Raw genomic sequence first — 17,914 nt, forward strand, 5'->3', positions numbered from 1 at the left:
GGGTCATGGCGTCGCAAATGGCAGACACCCCCAGGTCAGCGACCCGAGGGTGTCCGAGGTACGGCAAATCCACTCAGCCTCGTACGAGAGGCGGCAGGAGGCGGACTCCCTACCCCCCGAACGTCACCACCAGCTTGCCGTCCGAAGCGAACGACCAGTGCAGGGCGCCCGCGTACGACGAGCACCTCGACCCGTTGGTCCCCGACCAGAACTGGTTCGTCGTGTCGGCGTTGCCGATGATCCGGTCGTTCGTGCCGCTGGCGCTGCGGCATGACGTGTTCGTACGGAAGACCGATGTGCCGCCGTCGAAGTTGAAGTTGCGTTCCGTGTTGTCGATGCTGACGTTGTCCGACACCGTCATCGTGCCGGGGTTGCTGTTCCAGGTGAAGCCGTGTTTGCCGTTGTTGTAGGCGATGCTGCGGCGGACGATGTGGTTGACGGCGATGTCGTCGCCACCGAGCTTGTAGCCGTTGCGGTCGCCGTTGCCGGCCTGGGAGCCGTCGGTGAGCGTGCCGTTCTTGTAGGCGAGGGAGTCCTCGACGGTCACCGGGCCGATGGCACCCGTGTCGGTCTTGGTGTAGAGGTCCCAGCCGTCGTCGATGTTGTTGTGCGAGACGGCGTAGCGGAAGACGTTGCCGGAGCCGGTGGTGAGCTTGGCCGCGAAGCCGTCGGCGTCCTCGCCGTCCGAGTCGGCGTTGTCGTGCGACTCGGCGCTCAGGATCAGGTTGTTGGCCGGCCAGTCGGCGGCCGGGGTGGTGGAGGCGATACGGCCGAGCTGGAGACCCGTGTCGCGGTTGAAGCGGGTCACCGTGCGCTCGACGACGTTGTTGCTGCCGCCGACGTAGATGCCGTTGTCACCGGCGCGCTCGACGACCAGACCCTTGATGTGCCAGTAGTTGGCGTTCAGCTGGAGGCCGCGGTTCGACGAACTCTCCGTCTGCGCCGAGAAGTTGAGGACCGGGGTCTCGCCCGGGTAGGCGGCGAGGGTGGTGCGGGCGGAGCTGGTGCCGTTGTTGCCGACCGGGATCGTGACCGTGGAGGAGTAGTTGTACGTGCCTCCGCGGACGTAGATCGTTCCGCCTGCGGTGATGCGGCTGATCGCCGAGGTGAGGGTGGTCGGCGCCGATGACGTACCCGCCGCGCTGTCCGTACCGGACGGGGACACGTAGAGCGCCGAAGCCGTCGGCGGAGGCGTGGTGCCGCCGTCCGGGACGTTCGCGTCGAGGTAGTCGATGTTGGGGAGGCCTGCGGCGGCCGTCGGGTTGAGGCGGATCGTGTTGCTGCCCGCGACCACCGGCACGGTCAGGGTCTTCGTCGTCCATCCCGTCCAGGTGCTCGTGCCCTCGAAGGTCGCCGTCGAGACCGTCGTCCCGTTCACGATGACGCTCACGGCACGGGCTGTGGTGGTGCCGTTGGCGAAGCGGACGCCCAGTGTCGCCGTGCCCGATGCGGGTGCGGATACGGTGAACTGGGCATACGAGCCGGCCGAGTTGGTGCCGTTGCAGAATCCGCTGCCGGAGTAGCCGGTCCAGTCGGAGTCGATGGTGCCGGTGCAGACCGCCGGTGAGGTCTCGGCCTCGTAGCGCGTGGTCGCGGCCTGTGCCGTGGTGCCGGAGACTGCGACGAGTGTGCCTGCCAGCAGGCTGACGCACGCCATGACGGGTCTCAGTTGCATCGTGGTTCTCCATCTCCAGGGCGGTTGGATCAGGTGGAAACAGCTGCCGGACCGGATTGGAAAGCGCTTTCTCTCGGAAGTTAGAGGGGTGGCCATGGACCCGTCAATAGACGCGTACTTGATCGTTGTTCACATGCATGGACGAGATTGAGGGAGTTCGTGCGCCCCACCTGCCCAAATGCTTGGCCTTCGGCTTGGGCGGCGCCGTACAACCCAGGGCGTACCCAGGCCGTCTCACATGGCGTCACCGAACTCCGAACCACTCCAAGTGCCCATGTGACCCTGGAGGTTACGCAAATGCTCTCTTCCCCCACCGGCCGTCGGACGCCCCGCGTCGCGTCGGCATCGGCACTGGCGCTGACGCTCGTCCTCGGCACCGGACTGGCTGCCGTTCCGCTCCTGCTGGCCGGTACGGCCGGGGCCGCGACGCCGTCCGCGAAGGCCGAAGTCAGCTCCAACAACCGGGAGTTGAGCTACACGGCCGCTGCCGGCCAGGCCAACAAGCTGAGCGTCGCCGAGTGGTACGACGACATCACGGACCGCACGAACATCACGTTCGCGATCAACGACGTCGTTCCGATCAGCGCCGGACACGGGTGCGTCTACCCCAACCCCCCGGTCCACACCCACGTCCTGTGCACGGTCGTCACCGTGGACAGTCAGAGCCCGTACCAGATCCTGAACATGAACCTCGGTGACGGCAACGACGTGATCTCGTTCACCAACACCACCGACCAGGCCTACTACACCAACGCGATCTTCCTGGGCGCCGGCAAGGACAAGCTGACCGACATCGGCGACGTCGACGCCAACTACGTCGACGGTGGGGCGGGCGACGACAGCATCACCGCTGGTCCGGTGTCGTTCGTCCGTGGCGGTGACGGCAACGACACCATCAGCACCGTCGGCGATGTCGCGGAGGGCGGTAGGGGCAACGACGTGATCCGTGGCGGCGCCGGAGACCAGCAGCTGCGTGGCAACGACGGCAACGACACCCTCTACGGCGGTACCGGCAACGACCTCCTGTACGGCGGCGCGGGCAACGACGTCATGTGGGGCAACAGCGGCATCGACCAGCTGTGGGGGAACAACGGCGACGACAAGCTGTACGGCGGCCCCGGCAAGGACATCCTCTCGGGCGGCACCGGCAGGAACGTCGTACGTCAGGACTGACGGCCGTGGGTCACCGAGGTGATCCTGCCGAGTGCGGACGCGTCAGAGGCCCCGGATTTCTCCGGGGCCTCTGGTGTCGGGGCCGGCCTGACCGTGCGTACGGGATCAAGCCGCTGCCTCGGCCAGGCGGTGGAAGGCCTGCGTGGTGTGAGGGTGGGCGATCTCGTCCAGGAGGTGTCGCCAGTCCGCGTCCACGACGGTGACGGCGGGGTGCGCCTGGTCCCAGGCCGTGAGCAGCGGGGTGAGGTCGCCCTCGGAGGAGGTCGCCGTCCGGGTGTCCGTCAGGGTGATCGGCTTCGAGGTCAGCAGCGCGTTCATGGGAGTACCTTCCGGGCCGGGGTGGTGAACCGCCGGATTCTCCGGGGTTCGTTCGTGCGGTTCGTCGGAGTCAACGATGCCGTCGCCCGGGTGCCCGAACCATGGAGCGGCCTACCGGATCGGGGGTGTAGGTGGCTGCACCTCCGAGGGGGCTGTTCTCCCCCTCGTCCCCCTCGGAGGTGCGGCACACGGCCGGAATCGGTTACCGGATGCCAGTTACTGGTTACCGGCTACCGCTTACCGGTTACTTGACGTCGATCAGGTCGTGCGGCGGCACTGTCACCGTCCGCGCGCCTTCCGTCCCGCCGAGGATCACCTTGCGCAGGGCGACGTTGTTGTTGAGGTTGGTCTCCTGGAGGCGCTTCTCCGGGTTGGCGATGACCTGGATGTAGTACGTGCCGTTCGGGAGGCCGGTGATGTCGAAGGACTGGCCCGGACGGTACTGGGTGTACGTGTCGCCGGAGCCGACGTCCAGGACCTCACGCACCGAGAGGGAGTTCTTCTCACCGCACGCGGTCGACAGATCGGTGTTGTAGGGGTGCCAGTTGGCGTTCTTCACCGTGTAGTCGATCGCGTCGGTGTTGGCCAGGCAGAACGCCTCCTTGCCGCTGCGGACCTCCTTGGTCTGGTCGGCGCTCAGGAGGCGGTAGCTCGCGAAGTCCGTGAAGTGCCAGTGCTCGTGGCCGATCCGCGGGTCCCACTCCATGGTGCCGGTCGGCGTGTAGCCGACCTGCTTGCCGTTGGCGTCGTAGAAGTACTGGTAGGCGTCCATCAGGCCCGTGCCCGGCTTGCGGAAACCGTCCACGACAAGCGGGGCCGGCCCGGCGTTCCAGACGTTCGCGCTGAACGCCAGGTAGTCCTTGCCGGGTACGTCCCCGTCCTCGCCGTCCGTGACGGCGATGTCCCACGCCGGCAGTGAACGCAGGTCCGGCTTGGGCACGTTGGCCGGTACGCCCGCCCTGCCCGTGGGCCGCTTGGCGGCGGCCTTCAGCCCGGGCGCGACGCGCGAACCGTCGGTGTGGCCCGGACCGTCGCCCAGGTGGTGTGCCGTACCCCGGTCGACCAGCGCGTTGGGGAAGGCCGGGACGGTGGGCATGTCCGCGCCGCGCGGACCGTAGTGGTGCCCGGCGTGCGGGGCGGACTGCTGGGCCCCGTGAGCCGCATGGGTCCCATGAGCTCCGTGAGTTGTTCCGTGCCCTCCTCCTTGGTGGGCGGAGGATCGCGCGGTCAGGCCCACGCCACCGCCGCCGCCACCGCTGCTGCCGCCGCCTTCCTCCCTCGCCGGCAGTACCGTCACCTTGACGGTCGGCTGGTCGTTCGGGATGGCGAACAGGTCGCGGTACTTCTTCCCGACCGACACCTTTGCCGTGTACTCGCCCACCGGCAGGTCCACCGGCTTCTCGTAGTCGATCGAACTGGCGTTGGTGGCCCAGCCCTTCTCCACGCCCCAAACGCTGCCCAGCGTGAACGGGTTGGTGGGGCAGCCCTCCGGGAAGTGCGAGGTCGCCGGGGCGTCCGGGCGGATGCGTCCGGAGGCGTTGTTCGGGCAGAACGTGCCCTTGTCCTTGGCGACTTCCTGTCCGGCCGAGTTCCTGAACGACACCTCCAGGAAGCCGGGAAGGCCCGCGAAGTCCTTCACGATCCCGGGAGGCAGTCTCTTCGCCGTCGTCTTGCCGCCCTTGCGGAAGATCTGCTCGGCGATCACCGGATCCTTGTACGACTTCCGGGTCACCTTGAACTCCAGCGGTACGTCGTCCACCGTGACGTACGTCGAGAGGTCGAGGTAGACGCCGGGTTCCTCCGCCCAGCGTTCGACCGTCACGGAGTCCGTCGCGGCCAGAAGCCTGAGCTTCGGTTTCGTGGGCGCGGCGCTCGCGGCCGCTCCGGCCCCGGGCGCCGCTCCGGCCACCGACACGACGACGGCCAACGCTGCCCCCGCAGCGAGCGCCGAGTGCTTTACGCGGTTGTTGTTGCGCCGACTGTCCTTGTTGCTGGTGGTGTTGTTGTCGGCGTTGTTGTTGTTGCTGGTGGTGGTGCTGTGCTGCTGAGTGGTCATCGGTTCCTCGTCTGCCAGTGCCATGGTCAAGTGGCATCGGACTGGACACAGCCCACGACCGGCCGACTTACCTACGAGCGCACCCCAACGCGCCCAGGCCGGACCTGTGAGCAACCTGTGAGACAGGGGAAGTCGTGTCCGGGTTGCTCTGCGAGGAGAAATTCAACCGAAAGCGGTGCGATCGCCCGATCAGCAGCCACCGGGGTCAGGAACCGGGGTTTCCTCAACCGGGCCAGGATCCACGGGAGTTGGAGTGACCGGGTCCGGGTCCGGATCTGGGACCGGAGCCGGGTCGGGGTCCGGGACGGGAGTGGGGTCGGGGTCCACGGGAGTGACCGGGGCCGGGTCGGAGGCAGGATCCACCGGAGTCGGAGTGACCGGGTCCGGGTCCGGGTCCGGGTCCGTGACAGGAGCGGGGTCCGGCACCGGATAGGCAGGATCCACAGGAGGCTCGGAAACCGGCGGTTCCGGCGTCTCGACCACAGGGGGTTCCACAACAGGCGGCTCCGCAACAGGGGGTTCGACCACAGGAGGTTCCACCACCGGAGGCTCCGCAACAGGGGGTTCCACAACAGGCGGCTCCACCACCGGAGGCTCCGCAACAGGGGGTTCGACCACAGGGGGTTCCACGACCGGAGGTTCCACCACAGGGGGTTCCACCACCGGCGACACCACAGGGGGTCCCACAACAGGCGTCTCCGGAGGCACAGGTGCCCCAGGTGTCTCGCTCACCGGCGGAACCGGCTGCTCTTCGACCGGAGGTTCCGGCACCGAAGGCTCAGCCTCGACCGGCGCAGCGGGAGCAGGCACCGGCGACGCACCCGTACCCGTACTCGCGCCAGTCCCCGTCCCCGTACCACCACCACCGTCACCGGTACCGGTCCCCCGAGCCACCGCGACCACCGACGCGACCCGCACCCCAGCCGACACCCGACCCGGCACCGGCATCGGTACCGTCACCGGACTTGCCTTCAGCGGCAGAGGCATCGTCGCCGGTACGTCCGCCACCGGCGCCACCGGCTTGCCCGCCAGCGGAACCGGGGGCCGTTCGTGCAGTTCGACCTGCGGAGAGGTGAGCACGACGGTGAGCACGACGGCCGCTGCCGCGGCCCCCGTGCTCAGCGCGAGCGCCTTGGGCACCTTCGTGCCACCGGCCACGGCATGACGCACCGCGTGCACCGCGTGCAGCACGCCCCCACCGGCATGCCCGGCCGCCGCGGAGGCCGCGGTCGACGCTCCGACGGATCCCGCCGCGAACGACAGCAGGTACTTCCCCGTGCCACCCACCAGCAGCACCAGCAGGGCCGGGCCGACGAGCGCGGGCAGCCGGTCGTTCGTGCGCATCAGCAAAGCGAGTCGGTGACGGCAGTCGTCGCAGGTGTCGGCGTGGGCGAGGATCTGGTCGGACTGGCGGCGGGTCGCGGTGCCGCGTACGTACGCGGGCATGCGGACCCAGTACGGCTCGCACGCCGTGTTGTCCGGGACGCCGGGCTGCTCGCGCAGGAAGGCCTGCCGCATGCCCTCGCGGGCACGGTGGAGGAGTACCGCGGTGGCGCCCTCCTTGGTGCCGGTGCCGATCTGGGGGCCGATCGCCGCCAGGGGCTGGCCCTCCGCCTCCGCGAGCCACAGCGCCTTGACCCAGCGGTCGGGGAGTTGGCCCAGCACCCGTACCAAGAGGTCGACCGAGGAGACCTGTTCGGCGGGGTCGTCCACGTGCCGGCCCTGGGACACGACCCGTTCCGCGCGTTCCGGCCCGTCCTGCGGATCCTGCGGGGTCTCGCGCGCCGAGTTGCTGCCCACGGTGGCCGCCAGGTGCCGGACCGTCGTCATCAGGTACGCGGGCACGTTGTCGATCTCGTGCCCCGCCGACAGGCGTCGCCACACGCGGAAGTGCGCCTCGGCGACCAGGTCTTCCGCGGCCCAGCTGCTCTTGGTGAGCGAACGCGCATATGCGACGAGACGCGGTTGCTGCTCCTCGTAGATGCGGGCGTACGCGTCGGTCGCGGTGGCGGTGTTGTCAATCATGGGCAGGAACGCTCCAGTTACCTGCGGATGGGGCATTGGGGATGAGTTTGTAAGGCTAGATGACAAAAAACTCAAGTAATTACAGAAGGTGACGCACGTCACATGGGGTAACTCCCGTATCGGCGTAATGGCCGGGCACTCCCGGAGGTCGAGAAGGCAGCTCGGCACAACTGGCCCAACGCCTCACCCCGACGGGAAGACGATCATGTACAGAACCCTGGAGCAGTCCGCACGCGCCCGCCTGATAACCCCCGGTTACCAGGAGCTTCCACTGGTCGTCACTCTGCGCTACGACTCCGCCGACCCGCTCGCCGTCCACATCGACTTCCCCATCGAGGTCTCGGTCGACGGCGAGGCGGTGACATGGACCTTCTCCCGAACGCTGCTGGACGAAGGGCTGGACAACCCGGCGGGGATCGGCGAGGTCCACCTGTGGCCGTGCGGCTCGACGCGCACGGTCGTGGAACTCCACTCGCCGTACGGGCTGGCCGTTGTCCGGTTCCGCACGGCGCAGCTCCAGCGCTTCCTGCATCGCTCGTACGGGGTCGTCGCGCCCGGCATGGAGGATCTGGGGCCGATGGTCGAGCAAGGGCTCGCGCTACTGCTCGGCGGGGTCTGAACTCCGCACAGGCCGCCACTCGGTTCACTCACAGCGGCCCCACAGCTTCCTCGGGAATGCTCGGCGCATGTCCGGCATGACTGACACCCCCGAAGCAGCGGGCCCCAGAGCCGTGGCCCCCCGAGCAGTGGCCCCCGAAGGCGCCGTTCGTGTGCTGATCGTCGACGACGAGCCGGAACTCACCGAGTTGCTGGCCGTGGCCGTGGCCGGAGCGGGCTGGCAGCCGTTCCTCGCGGCGGACGGGCACAGCGCGCTGCGGATGGCGCGCGGCTGCGCCCCGCATGCCGTCGTGCTGGACGGGATGCTGCCCGACGTGGACGGGCTCCAGGTGTTGCGCGGACTGCGGCAGGAGCACGCCGGACTGCCCGTGCTCATGCTCACCGCCCGGGACGCCCTCGAACACCGCATCGACGGGCTGTCGGCGGGCGCCGACGACTACGTCACCAAGCCCTTCTCCCTCGAAGAGGTCATGCTGCGGCTGCGCGGACTGCTGCGCCGGAGCGGCGCGGAGGAGGCGGCCGAGGACGAGTCCGTACGGGTGCTCGGCGATCTCGTACTGGGCGAGAAGACGCGCGTGGTGCAGCGGGGTGGGGTCCATGTCCCGCTCACGGCAAAGGAGTTCGACCTTCTTCGCTTTCTGATGGAGCGTCCGCGTCAGGTGCTCAGCAAGGCCCAGCTCCTCGATCACGTCTGGAACAGTTCGTTCGACGGTGAGGGCAACCTCGTCGAGGTCTACATCTACAGCCTGCGCGCGAAGCTCGACAAAGGCCGGGCGCCGATGATCCACACGGTGCGTGGGGCGGGGTACACCATCAGGGCCCCGGAGAGCGGCAGTTGACCCGTATCCGGGTGTGGCGGCGGCAGCGGTCGCTGCGGACCGGTCTCGTGCTGTTCATCTCCGGCACACTCGTCGTCGTCTGCACGGTCATGGCGCTCGCCACGGTCTACGTCCAACGCGCCTATCTGCTGGGCGACTTGGACCAGCGCGTCACCGACGCCGCCAATCGAAGTCAGGGTGGTCTGCAGCGCCGGACGGGCAGCGCGACCGACCTCGGCTTCCTCAACGAGCGCGGCCAGCCCGCCGGCACCGTCGCCGCACGTTTCTCCGGCGAGGGGAGCGACGCGGAGGTCATCGCCGCCGAGGTCGTCACCGCCGACGGGCTTCAGCGCACCCTCACCGCCGCTCAGCGCGCCGCCCTCGACGGGATCACGACGGACGGGTCCCTGCACACCCGCACGATCCCGGGGCTCGGCACCTACCGCGTGACGGCCATCGGCGGCGACGGGGTGCCCGTACTGGCGGGGCTGCCCATGGGCGACGTACAGCGCATGATCAACCGACTGGTGGTGGTCGAGGCGGCCATCGCCGTCGTCAGTCTCGGGGTGGCGGGGTGTGTCTCGGCGGTCGTCATACGGCGTCGGCTGCGGCCCCTCGACCGGGTCGCCGCGACCGCCGTCGAGGTCTCGCGGGTTCCGCTGGACCGGGGCGAGGTGGCCGGGCTGACGCGGGTCCCGGCCTACGACACCGACCCCGGCACCGAGCCCGGGCAGGTCGGCGCCGCCCTCAACCGGATGATCGACCACGTCGAGTCCTCGCTCGCGGAACGGCAGCGCGGCGAGGTGCGGATGCGGCGCTTCCTGGCCGACGCCAGCCATGAACTCCGTACGCCGCTCGCGTCGATCGCCGGATACGCCGAGCTGATGAGCGGCGGCGAGGTGGTGCGGGGGCTGGAGCCGGACCAGGCGTGGCGGCGGGTGTCGGCGCAGTCGGCGCGGATGACCGGGCTGGTGGAGGATCTGCTGCTGCTCGCCCGGCTCGACGAGGGGCGGCCGTTGCGGTCGGCCCCGGTGAACCTCGCGACGCTGGTCGCCGAGGCGGTGTGGGACGCGCGGGCCGCTGGTGCCGACCACGACTGGCAGCTGTCGCTGAGGCTTGGGGGCCCGTCGACGCCGGCGACGGTCGTGGGGGACGCGGAGCGGCTGCACCAGGTGGTGGCCAACCTGTTGGCCAACGCGCGCGTGCACACGCCCGCCGGTACGAGGGTCACGGTCGTCGTGGAGGCCACCGACACCCACCGCGTGATCCGGGTGCGCGACGACGGCCCCGGTATCCCGCCCGCCCTCCTCCCGACGGTCTTCGAACGCTTCACCCGGGCCGACGCGTCCCGCTCCCGAAGCCGCCCGGACCGCGATGGCGACGGCGGCGGCTCGGGCCTCGGGCTGGCCATCGCGACGGCGATCACCGAGGCGCACGGCGGCCGGATCGACGTACGGAGCGAGCCCGGCGGTACGGAGTTCACGGTGACACTGCCGACGGCCGAGAGCCCTTCCTCCTCCACCTCGGACAAACGCTAAGCAGCTCCACAGAAAGCCAGTTCGGACGCTGTGCGTACGCCCTTCAGGGAGCCCTTTCCGACCTCCGCGCGAGGTCCGTTTCAGCCCTGCCTCAGTTCGCTGGACCAGGGTTGTCGACGTGCGGCCGGCCGGTCACTGGGGACGCGGCCACGACGAAGGGAACCAGCGCGATGACCGAGCACGAGACCGGGGAGTTCGGGCAGACCGGGGAGTCCACGGCGGCGCCCGGGACCGGACGTCACGCGCTGGCGGACCGGCGCAACTTCATGCGCAAGGTGTTCTTCGCCAGCGGTGCCACGGCCGTCGCGACGATGGGCGGCGCCGGCGCGTGGACCGCCCTCGCGGACGACACGACGGGCACGGCGACGGCCGACGCCTCCGCCTCTCCTGCTCCCAGCGGGGCGCCGAGCGGCGGCCCGGGCGGCGGTACCGGGGGCGGCCCCGGCAATATGACGATCACCGAGGACTTCTTCGGCCTGACCACCGACGGCAAGCGGATCGACGACCTCTTCACGATCCATTCCACCAAGGTCGCCACCGCCCCGGTCATCACCGCCGCGAACGCCTTCCTGGCCGGACTGACCGACACCCAGAAGTCGTCGACGCAGTTCACCGTCCACTCCACGGAGTGGAGACTGTGGAGCAACATCGACTCCTACGAGCGTCAGGGCGTCTCCCTGGCAGATCTGACGGATGATCAGAAGGCCCTGGGCACCGCCCTGTTGAAGGCCGCTCTGAGCGCGGACGGCCTGGAGACCACGGAGAAGATCCGCAGGATCAACCAGGCGGCCGGCGAGGCGATCGACAACACCACCGCCTTCAATGAGGACGCCTACTACTGGACGGTGATGGGCACCCCGTCCGCCACCGAACCCTGGGGTTTCCAGTTCGACGGTCACCACCTGGTCGTCAACTACTTCGTGCTCGGCGACCAGGTCGTGATGAGCCCCTGCTTCTGGGGTTCGGAACCGACGTCCATGGAGATCGACGGAGAGACGGTCACGGTCTGCCACGAGGAGGTCGTGGCGAGCCTAGCCTTCATCAACTCCCTCACGACAGCACAGCAGTCGGTCGCCATCGAGTCGGCGACCAAGTCGAACGAGTCGATGAAAGCGGGCGCGTTCTCCGACAACACGGTGCAGGCGTACACCGGTCTGCGCGGCAACGCGCTCAACGCCGCGCAGCGGAAGAAGCTGCTCGGCATCGTCGAGGCCTTCGTCGGCCGCGCGAAGGCCGACGCGGCGAAGGTGACGATGTCCGAGGTGGGCAAGCACCTCTCCGACACCTACGTCACCTGGGCCGGCGGCACCGCCGACGACTCCGCGTTCTACGTCCGCGTCCACAGTCCCGTCATCTGGATCGAGGTCGACTGCCAGGCTCCGGGCCCGCTGGCGGGCGCGTACGGCGCCACACAGGGGAGTGGCGCGACGCAGAAGCACGTCCACTCGATCCTCCGTACCCCGAACGGCAACGACTACGGAAAGGAGCTCCTCAGGCAGCACTACCTGACGTCGTCCCACCACCACTGAGTTCTCTCTGTCATGGCGATGGCCGCACCCGTGTTCACGGGTGCGGCCATCGCGCATGTGCGGGCGGGCTGAACGTCAGCCCAGGCCGGCCGACTTGAGCCAGGCCTTCGCGACGTCGAGCGGGTCCTTGCTCTCCAGCTGCACCTGGGAGTCCAGGTCGAGCAGGGCCTTCGTGTCGAGCTTGGCGGAGACGGCGTTGAGCGCGTCGATGCCCTCCTGCGAGAGCCCGCTCTTGTAGACCAGCGGCGTCACGTTCGCGAATCCGAAGAGGTTCTTCGGGTCCTGGAGAACGACGAACTTCTCCTTGGTGATGGTCGGGTCCGTGGTGAAGATGTCCGCTGCCTGCACGGTGTTCTTCTTCAGCGCGGCCTGGGTCAGCGGGCCGCCCGCGTCGAGGGCCTTGAAGGACTTGAACTTCAGCCCGTACACCGACTCCAGGCCGACCATGCCCTGTTGGCGGGTCTGGAACTCGGGCGAGCCGCCGAGGACCAGCTCCGGCGCGATGTCCTTGAGGTCGGCGAGCGTGGAGGTCGCGGTGAGGTTGTACTGCTTCGCGGTCGCCGCGTTGACCGTGACGGAGTCCTTGTCCTCGGCCGGCGACGACTCCAGCAGCGTGAGCTTGGAGTCGAGCTTGGCCTTCGCCGCAGCGTTCACGGTCGCAAGGGAGGTCTGCGCGGCCTTCGCGTCCAGGTAGGCCAGCAGCGAGCCGTTGTACTCCGGCAGGACGGTGATGGAACCGTTCTTGAGCAGGCCGTACGTGGTCTCACGGCTGCCGATGTTGGGCTTGTAGGACACCTTGATGCCCTTGGCCTTCAGGGCCTCGCCGTAGATGTCGGCGAGCAGGATGCTTTCGGCGAAGTTGTTGGAGCCGACGACCACGGTGTCACCGGCTGCCTTGTCGCCGGCGAGCGGGTCGGACGTGTCGTCGGACGAGGAGGAGCATCCCGCCAGCAGGACCGTCACCGCCCCGAGGGCGACGACCGCCGCACCTGGGTGGTTCCTGAGGGACCTGCTGCTGTGGGCGTTGGTGGTCACGGTTCCCGTTCCGGGCTTGGGGGTTGATGAAGACTCAAACACTCAGCCCTGATCCAATCCAGCCACTTCTTGATCAGTCAAGGGGAACCTGGTTACCGATTGACTTCGATCCGTGATCACTTGCGGGAAGCCCTCGCATACCGCTTCGTGATGGATTCTTGACTTAGGGCGACGCGCCCGCCCGTTCGAAGACGGGATAGTCTCGCCGGAGTTGGCGTCCGTCACAGCAGTCGGCGGGGGCCACAGCGGTGTGCGGGGGCCGCTTCCGTATCGTTCATATTCGGACACGTGCGCGCAGCAAGTCGGCATGCACGCGAACGCCTTTGCACGCCTGCAACACCTTCTTGAAGGAGGCCCGGTGTCCACGAAAGAGGTGGACGCGTCCCCCCGGTCGGCATCCTCTGCACCGGTACACACGCGCCGGGGCCTGCGGGGTTTCGCCGACCGATGGCCCTTCCGGCGCAAACTGAACGTACTCGTCGGTATCCCGCTGACGGTGATCGCGCTGCTGCTGACGTACCTCATCGTCGACCTGGTGCAGGAGTCCGAGCGCGCGGAGGACGCCGCCCAACTGGTGCGCGCCAGCGCCGAGGTGGCCCGACTGGTCGCCGATCTGCAGGCCGAACACCGGCAGGCGATCCTGCTCTCGGTCCGATACGAAGCGGAGTCCGACGCCGGCACCCCCTCCACCACGCTCTACCGGCAGGCGCAGTCCGCCGTGGACACCCAGGTGCGGACGGTCGTCGACGCCTTCGGCGACCGGCTGCCGGACACCGAGGTGCAGGCGCTCAGGGACGTCCAGGGCCTGGCGGGCCTGCGGACCACCATCGAGCAGGGCTATCTGCCCGCCACCAACATCGACCCGGCGTACTCGGGTGCGGCCGACGGACTCATCGACGGCCTGAGCCTGGACCGCAACGCCGCCCTCGCGACCACCTTCACCGGTAACCTCCTCGACTCGCTGCTGCGCGCCGACGCCGCCCACGGCGCCTACGAGACCGGCGTCTTCTCCGCGGGGACCCGCGACAGCAACGCGCTCATCGAGTTCACCGGAGCGGTCGGCTCCTACGAGCTGTTCACCTACCAGGCCGAGCGGTTCGCCCGGTTCGCCGACGAGGCGCAGACCGACGAGTTCGGCGGCATCGAGCACAACTCCTGGCAGGCCACCATCGGCCGGCAGTACGCCGAACTGGCCGTGGACCCCAGCGCGTTGCAGGCCGAGTCCAAACACGAGATCCAGGTGGCACTGCGGGCGGCCATCGTCTCCTACCCCAACTACCGCGCGCAGGCCGGGACCCGGCTGGACATCTCCACCTCGCTCATCGACCAGATCGCCGACCGGGCCGACGACAGCGCCACCAGCGCCAAGTGGCGCGCGGGCCTGTTGCTGAGCCTGGCGCTGTTCGGCTTCGCCCTGTGGATCGCCTTCTCCATCCTGGTCCGCCGCTCCGTGGTCCGCCCGGTGCTTGCACTGACGGGAGCCGCCCAGGAGGTCGCCGACGTGGCGGGCCGTGAGCTCGCCCGCGTCGCCGACGACGACGCCGAGGAGTCCGGCTCCCCGCGGCTGCGCCGGCTGCCGGTCACCGCGGACGACGAGATCGGCGAACTCGCCCAGGCGTTCAACAACGTGCAGACCACCGCCGCCGCGCTGCTGGAGCGCCAGGTGCACAGCCGGCGCAACGTCGCCGAGATGTTCGGCAACGTCGGTCGTCGCGTCAGCAACCTGACGACCCGTCAACTCGCGCTCATCGACGCGGTGGAGCGCGGCGAGACCGACCCGGCACTGCTCGAACGCCTCTACTCCATCGACCACATCGCGGTCCGCCTGCGCCGCAACGCCGACAGCCTGATGCTGCTGGCCGGTATCCGCGAGACCGTGCTGGAGTCCGGGCCGATCGCGCTCACCAACGTCGTACGTGCCGCGCTGGGCCAGATCGAGGGCTTCCAGCGGGTACGGCTGCGTGCCGCGACCGAGGCCATGGTGGAGCCCGAGATCATCGGCGACCTGACACTGATGATCGCCGAACTCCTGGAGAACGCCGTGTCGTTCTCGCCTGCGGACAGCCTCGTCGAGGTCGTCGTCGGCTCCGACCACGACAGCGCCTCGATCATCGTCTCGGACCACGGCCTGGGCATGAGCGCCGAGCGCCTCGCCGAGGAGAACTCCCGCCTCGTACGCCGCGAACGCCTCGACGTCGTCCCGACGAAGGTGCTCGGCCTGTTCGTGGTCGGTGCGCTGGCGCGCCGCTGGGACATCGACGTCACCCTGTCCCGTACCCCGGGCGGTGGTGTGACGGCCGAGGTGCTGATCCCCTCGACGCTGCTCCTGACGGAGAGCGAGGCGGCATCGGCCGGCCGGCTCGGCTCCGCCGACGTGCCCGCCCCGCCCGCCGCGCTCGCCGCTCCGTCGGCCCCCGCGGCCGGCCCCTCCCCGTCGTCCTCGGTCCCGTCCACGGTCCCGTCCTGGGCCACGAACGACGACGAGGCGACCGCCCTCCCCCGCCGGGTCCCACGCCGCGACGCGCCCCCCGGCGAGCAGGAGATCGAGACCCCGCCCTCGACGACCGACACCGGGGCGCCGCTGCCCTCGGCGACCGCACTGCCTTCGACGTCCGGCCCCAAGCACCTGACGGACCCGGCAGGCGACACCGCCGCGACCGTGACAGGCGCCTCCGCCGACACCGACACGGCCGGTCCCTTGGTCCTGGCGGGCGATACCGGTTCCACCAGCCGTACGGCTGCGGCCGGTTCCTCCGGCCACTCGGCCGAGACCGGCCTCTCCGTCCGTACGACGAACTCCGCATCCCTCGGCGTCTCCGCGCGGCCCGGAGCTCCGGCCACCGCCGGGGCCGAGCCAGGGGGTGCCGCTCCCCTGTCGGGTTCGGCGGCCCACGACGGCCTGTCCGACGGGGCCGGAATCCCGGCGCCCCGAGCCTTTGAGCCGACGCTCCACACCCGCACGGAAGACGGGCCCGAGAGCGGCATCGCCCGTAGGGCGAGCGGTCCCGGTGAGTCCGGCCGCGGGGCGGAGCGGGTCGCGGGCGACCACGGCGCCACGCCGTCTCCGCGCGACCGTACCGGCGGCCCCGCCGGGGCCGACCCGTTCGCCGTCGGTCCCGACGGCTCCCGTCCGCTCCGTCGACGGGTGCGCGGAGCGACCCTGCGGACGCCCGTCGACGCCGGCGCCCAGCAGGCCGCGCGACAGGCCGCCCGCCCCGCCGACGCGGACGCCGTACGCGATTCGCTGGAGGAGTTCGAGGCGGCGGTGGCGCGCGCGCACCGTGACACCGGCGAACGCCCTCGCCCCGCCGAGGACCTGGCCGCCCGCCGGAACGAACACCGGCACGACCACCGTCCCGACGCCTCGCCCGACCCGACCGACCCGACCGACCGGACAGCGCCGTCCGACCCGATCACCGTCGGGGACACCCCGCACCACCAGAACCACCTTCCGGAAGGAGCCGAGCAGTGAGCACGTCGACAGGTGAGACTCCCGCCGGAGACCCCAGGCCGACCGATCTGCGGGCCGCCGCAGACGACTTCACCTGGCTGCTAAACCGTTTCGCCACCGAGACCGCAGGGGTCGTGGACGCCATCGCGGTGTCCTCCGACGGACTGCTGATCGCCGTGTCGGCGCTGCGCGAGCACGCCGACTCCGAGCGGCTGGCCGCGATCGTCTCGGGCATCACCAGCCTGGCCGCGGGCGCCTCCGGCAACTACGGCCTGGGCGGTCTGAACAAGGTCATCATCGACCTGGAGGGCGGCCATGTCCTGGTCTCCGCGATCGGGAGCGGCGCCGTGCTCGGCGTGGTCACCGGCAAGGAGGCCAAGCTGGGCAACATCGCCTACGAGATGACGGTGTTCGCCAACCGCGCGGGCACCGCGCTCAGCCCGCAGCTCGTCCTGGAGCTGAAGAACACCGTAGGCGCCACACGTTTGCTGTGAGCGCGTGGCGCGTGCCACCGACGCAAGCCGTGGAAAGCCGTGGGAAGCACGAAATACCGTTGAGAGACCGCAGAGAGACGTAGAGAGAGCGAACACCGATGGCGGACGGCCGCACACCGCGCGGGGCCGGCGACGGCGACGTCGCACCCGTCGGCCCCGCACCCGCCGTCCGGCCCTTCCTGGTCACCGCCGGCCGGGTCGCGGGTGCCGCGGGCGAGGCGTCGTCCGGCCGGACGATGCCCGTGGAGACCCAGCTGGTGGCCACCACCGGCGGGCTCGACGCGCTCCACCGGCTCTCCTTCGAACAGCACGACATCGTCGCCGCCTGCCGCGTACCGCAGTCCATCGCGGAGATCGCGGCCAGGCTGCGGCTGCATCTGAACGTGGTGCGGGTCCTCGCCGAGGACCTCCGGACGGCGGGGCAACTGTCGGTGCACGTGCCCGACGCCGGCGTCACCCACGACGCATCCGTTCTGCGCAGGGTTATCGATGGCCTGCGGGCCATCCCCGACTCCCGGAGGGTACTCCGTGACACCGACTGAACCGCTGGTCCGCACCTCGGCCGGACAGGCCGCCGTACGGCCGCCGTTGCCGGTGAAACTGGTGATCGCCGGTGGCTTCGGCGTGGGCAAGACCACCGCCGTCGGCTCGATCTCCGAGATCGAGCCGCTGACCACCGAGGCGGCCATCACCGAGGTCGCGGCGGGCGTGGACGACCTCAGCCACACCCCGACCAAGACCACCACCACCGTCGCGATGGACTTCGGCTGCATCACCATCGACCCGACGCTGAAGCTGTACCTGTTCGGCACACCCGGACAGGAGCGGTTCGGGTTCATGTGGGACGACATCGTCGAGGGCGCGGTCGGCGGGCTGGTCATCGTCGACACCCGCCGTCTCGACGACTGCTATGCCGCCGTCGACTACTTCGAGCACAAGCAGATCCCGTTCGCCGTCGCCGTGAACGCCTTCGACGGCCGGACCGCGCACACCCTGGACGAGGTCCGCTGGGCCCTCGACGTGTCCGAGGGCGTCCCCCTGCTCGTCTTCGACGCGCGCGAGCGCGGCTCGGTACGGGACGCCCTGCTGGTCGTACTGGAACAGGCGCTGGCACGCTCCGAAGGCTGACGGAACGGGAAGGACCGCGACCGCGCTTGCGGCATTCCTCATCCTCACCGGCTTCG

14 protein-coding genes are annotated in these 17,914 nt (G+C 69.6%); 9 read left to right on the forward strand and 5 right to left on the reverse strand.

The window, feature by feature from the left end:
* Window positions 1–109 precede the first annotated feature (109 nt).
* Window positions 110–1,675 carry a carbohydrate-binding protein gene (locus OHN74_RS20710; protein ID WP_327696049.1) on the reverse strand — a complete coding sequence of 522 codons (1,566 nt, stop codon included), beginning with the start codon at window positions 1,673–1,675 and terminating at the stop codon, window positions 110–112.
* Between the two features lie 297 nt (window positions 1,676–1,972).
* On the opposite strand from OHN74_RS20710, the gene OHN74_RS20715 reads away from it, so the two are divergent.
* Complete coding sequence (locus tag OHN74_RS20715) at window positions 1,973–2,848, forward strand: calcium-binding protein (RefSeq protein WP_327696050.1); 876 nt, start codon at window positions 1,973–1,975, stop codon at window positions 2,846–2,848.
* Window positions 2,849–2,953: 105 nt separating this feature from the next.
* Here OHN74_RS20715 and OHN74_RS20720 read toward each other — a convergent pair whose 3' ends face one another.
* The 3 genes from OHN74_RS20720 to OHN74_RS20730 form a co-directional block, all read right to left on the reverse strand.
* On the reverse strand, window positions 2,954–3,166 hold the full coding sequence (locus OHN74_RS20720; protein WP_327696051.1) for a hypothetical protein: 213 nt from the start codon (window positions 3,164–3,166) through the stop codon (window positions 2,954–2,956).
* A gap of 244 nt (window positions 3,167–3,410) precedes the next feature.
* On the reverse strand, window positions 3,411–5,222 hold the full coding sequence (locus OHN74_RS20725; RefSeq protein ID WP_443060417.1) for a lysyl oxidase family protein: 1,812 nt from the start codon (window positions 5,220–5,222) through the stop codon (window positions 3,411–3,413).
* Window positions 5,223–5,411: 189 nt separating this feature from the next.
* Window positions 5,412–7,247: a sigma-70 family RNA polymerase sigma factor gene (locus tag OHN74_RS20730; RefSeq protein ID WP_327696053.1), complete on the reverse strand. Its 1,836-nt coding sequence runs from the start codon at window positions 7,245–7,247 to the stop codon at window positions 5,412–5,414.
* Between the two features lie 205 nt (window positions 7,248–7,452).
* Between OHN74_RS20730 and OHN74_RS20735 the strand changes: the two genes are divergently transcribed.
* From OHN74_RS20735 to OHN74_RS20750, 4 genes are all read left to right on the forward strand, one after another.
* Window positions 7,453–7,866 carry an SsgA family sporulation/cell division regulator gene (locus OHN74_RS20735; protein ID WP_327696054.1) on the forward strand — a complete coding sequence of 138 codons (414 nt, stop codon included), beginning with the start codon at window positions 7,453–7,455 and terminating at the stop codon, window positions 7,864–7,866.
* 76 nt (window positions 7,867–7,942) lie between these two features.
* On the forward strand, window positions 7,943–8,704 hold the full coding sequence (locus OHN74_RS20740) for a response regulator transcription factor (protein WP_327700205.1): 762 nt from the start codon (window positions 7,943–7,945) through the stop codon (window positions 8,702–8,704).
* Window positions 8,705–8,709: 5 nt separating this feature from the next.
* A complete protein-coding gene (locus OHN74_RS20745) occupies window positions 8,710–10,221 on the forward strand; it encodes a sensor histidine kinase (RefSeq protein WP_327700206.1) in 1,512 nt (503 codons plus the stop codon).
* Between the two features lie 170 nt (window positions 10,222–10,391).
* Window positions 10,392–11,750, forward strand: coding sequence for a DUF3500 domain-containing protein (locus OHN74_RS20750; RefSeq protein WP_327696055.1), 1,359 nt, complete (start codon window positions 10,392–10,394; stop codon window positions 11,748–11,750).
* Between the two features lie 75 nt (window positions 11,751–11,825).
* On the opposite strand, the gene OHN74_RS20755 is transcribed toward OHN74_RS20750, so the two are convergent.
* On the reverse strand, window positions 11,826–12,785 hold the full coding sequence (locus tag OHN74_RS20755) for an ABC transporter substrate-binding protein (protein WP_327696056.1): 960 nt from the start codon (window positions 12,783–12,785) through the stop codon (window positions 11,826–11,828).
* 358 nt (window positions 12,786–13,143) lie between these two features.
* On the opposite strand from OHN74_RS20755, the gene OHN74_RS20760 reads away from it, so the two are divergent.
* From OHN74_RS20760 to OHN74_RS20775, 4 genes are all read left to right on the forward strand, one after another.
* Window positions 13,144–16,257, forward strand: coding sequence for an ATP-binding protein (locus tag OHN74_RS20760; RefSeq protein WP_327696057.1), 3,114 nt, complete (start codon window positions 13,144–13,146; stop codon window positions 16,255–16,257).
* A complete protein-coding gene (locus tag OHN74_RS20765; RefSeq protein ID WP_327696058.1) occupies window positions 16,254–16,730 on the forward strand; it encodes a roadblock/LC7 domain-containing protein in 477 nt (158 codons plus the stop codon). Before OHN74_RS20760 ends, OHN74_RS20765 begins: the two co-directional genes overlap by 4 nt.
* A gap of 98 nt (window positions 16,731–16,828) precedes the next feature.
* Entirely contained in the window at window positions 16,829–17,272 is a 444-nt protein-coding gene (locus OHN74_RS20770; protein ID WP_327696059.1) for a DUF742 domain-containing protein, read from the forward strand.
* Complete coding sequence (locus OHN74_RS20775; protein ID WP_327696060.1) at window positions 17,259–17,858, forward strand: GTP-binding protein; 600 nt, start codon at window positions 17,259–17,261, stop codon at window positions 17,856–17,858. Before OHN74_RS20770 ends, OHN74_RS20775 begins: the two co-directional genes overlap by 14 nt.
* Window positions 17,859–17,914 lie beyond the last annotated feature (56 nt).

It is taken from the genome of Streptomyces sp. NBC_00459 (assembly GCF_036013955.1).
GTDB lineage: Bacteria > Actinomycetota > Actinomycetes > Streptomycetales > Streptomycetaceae > Streptomyces.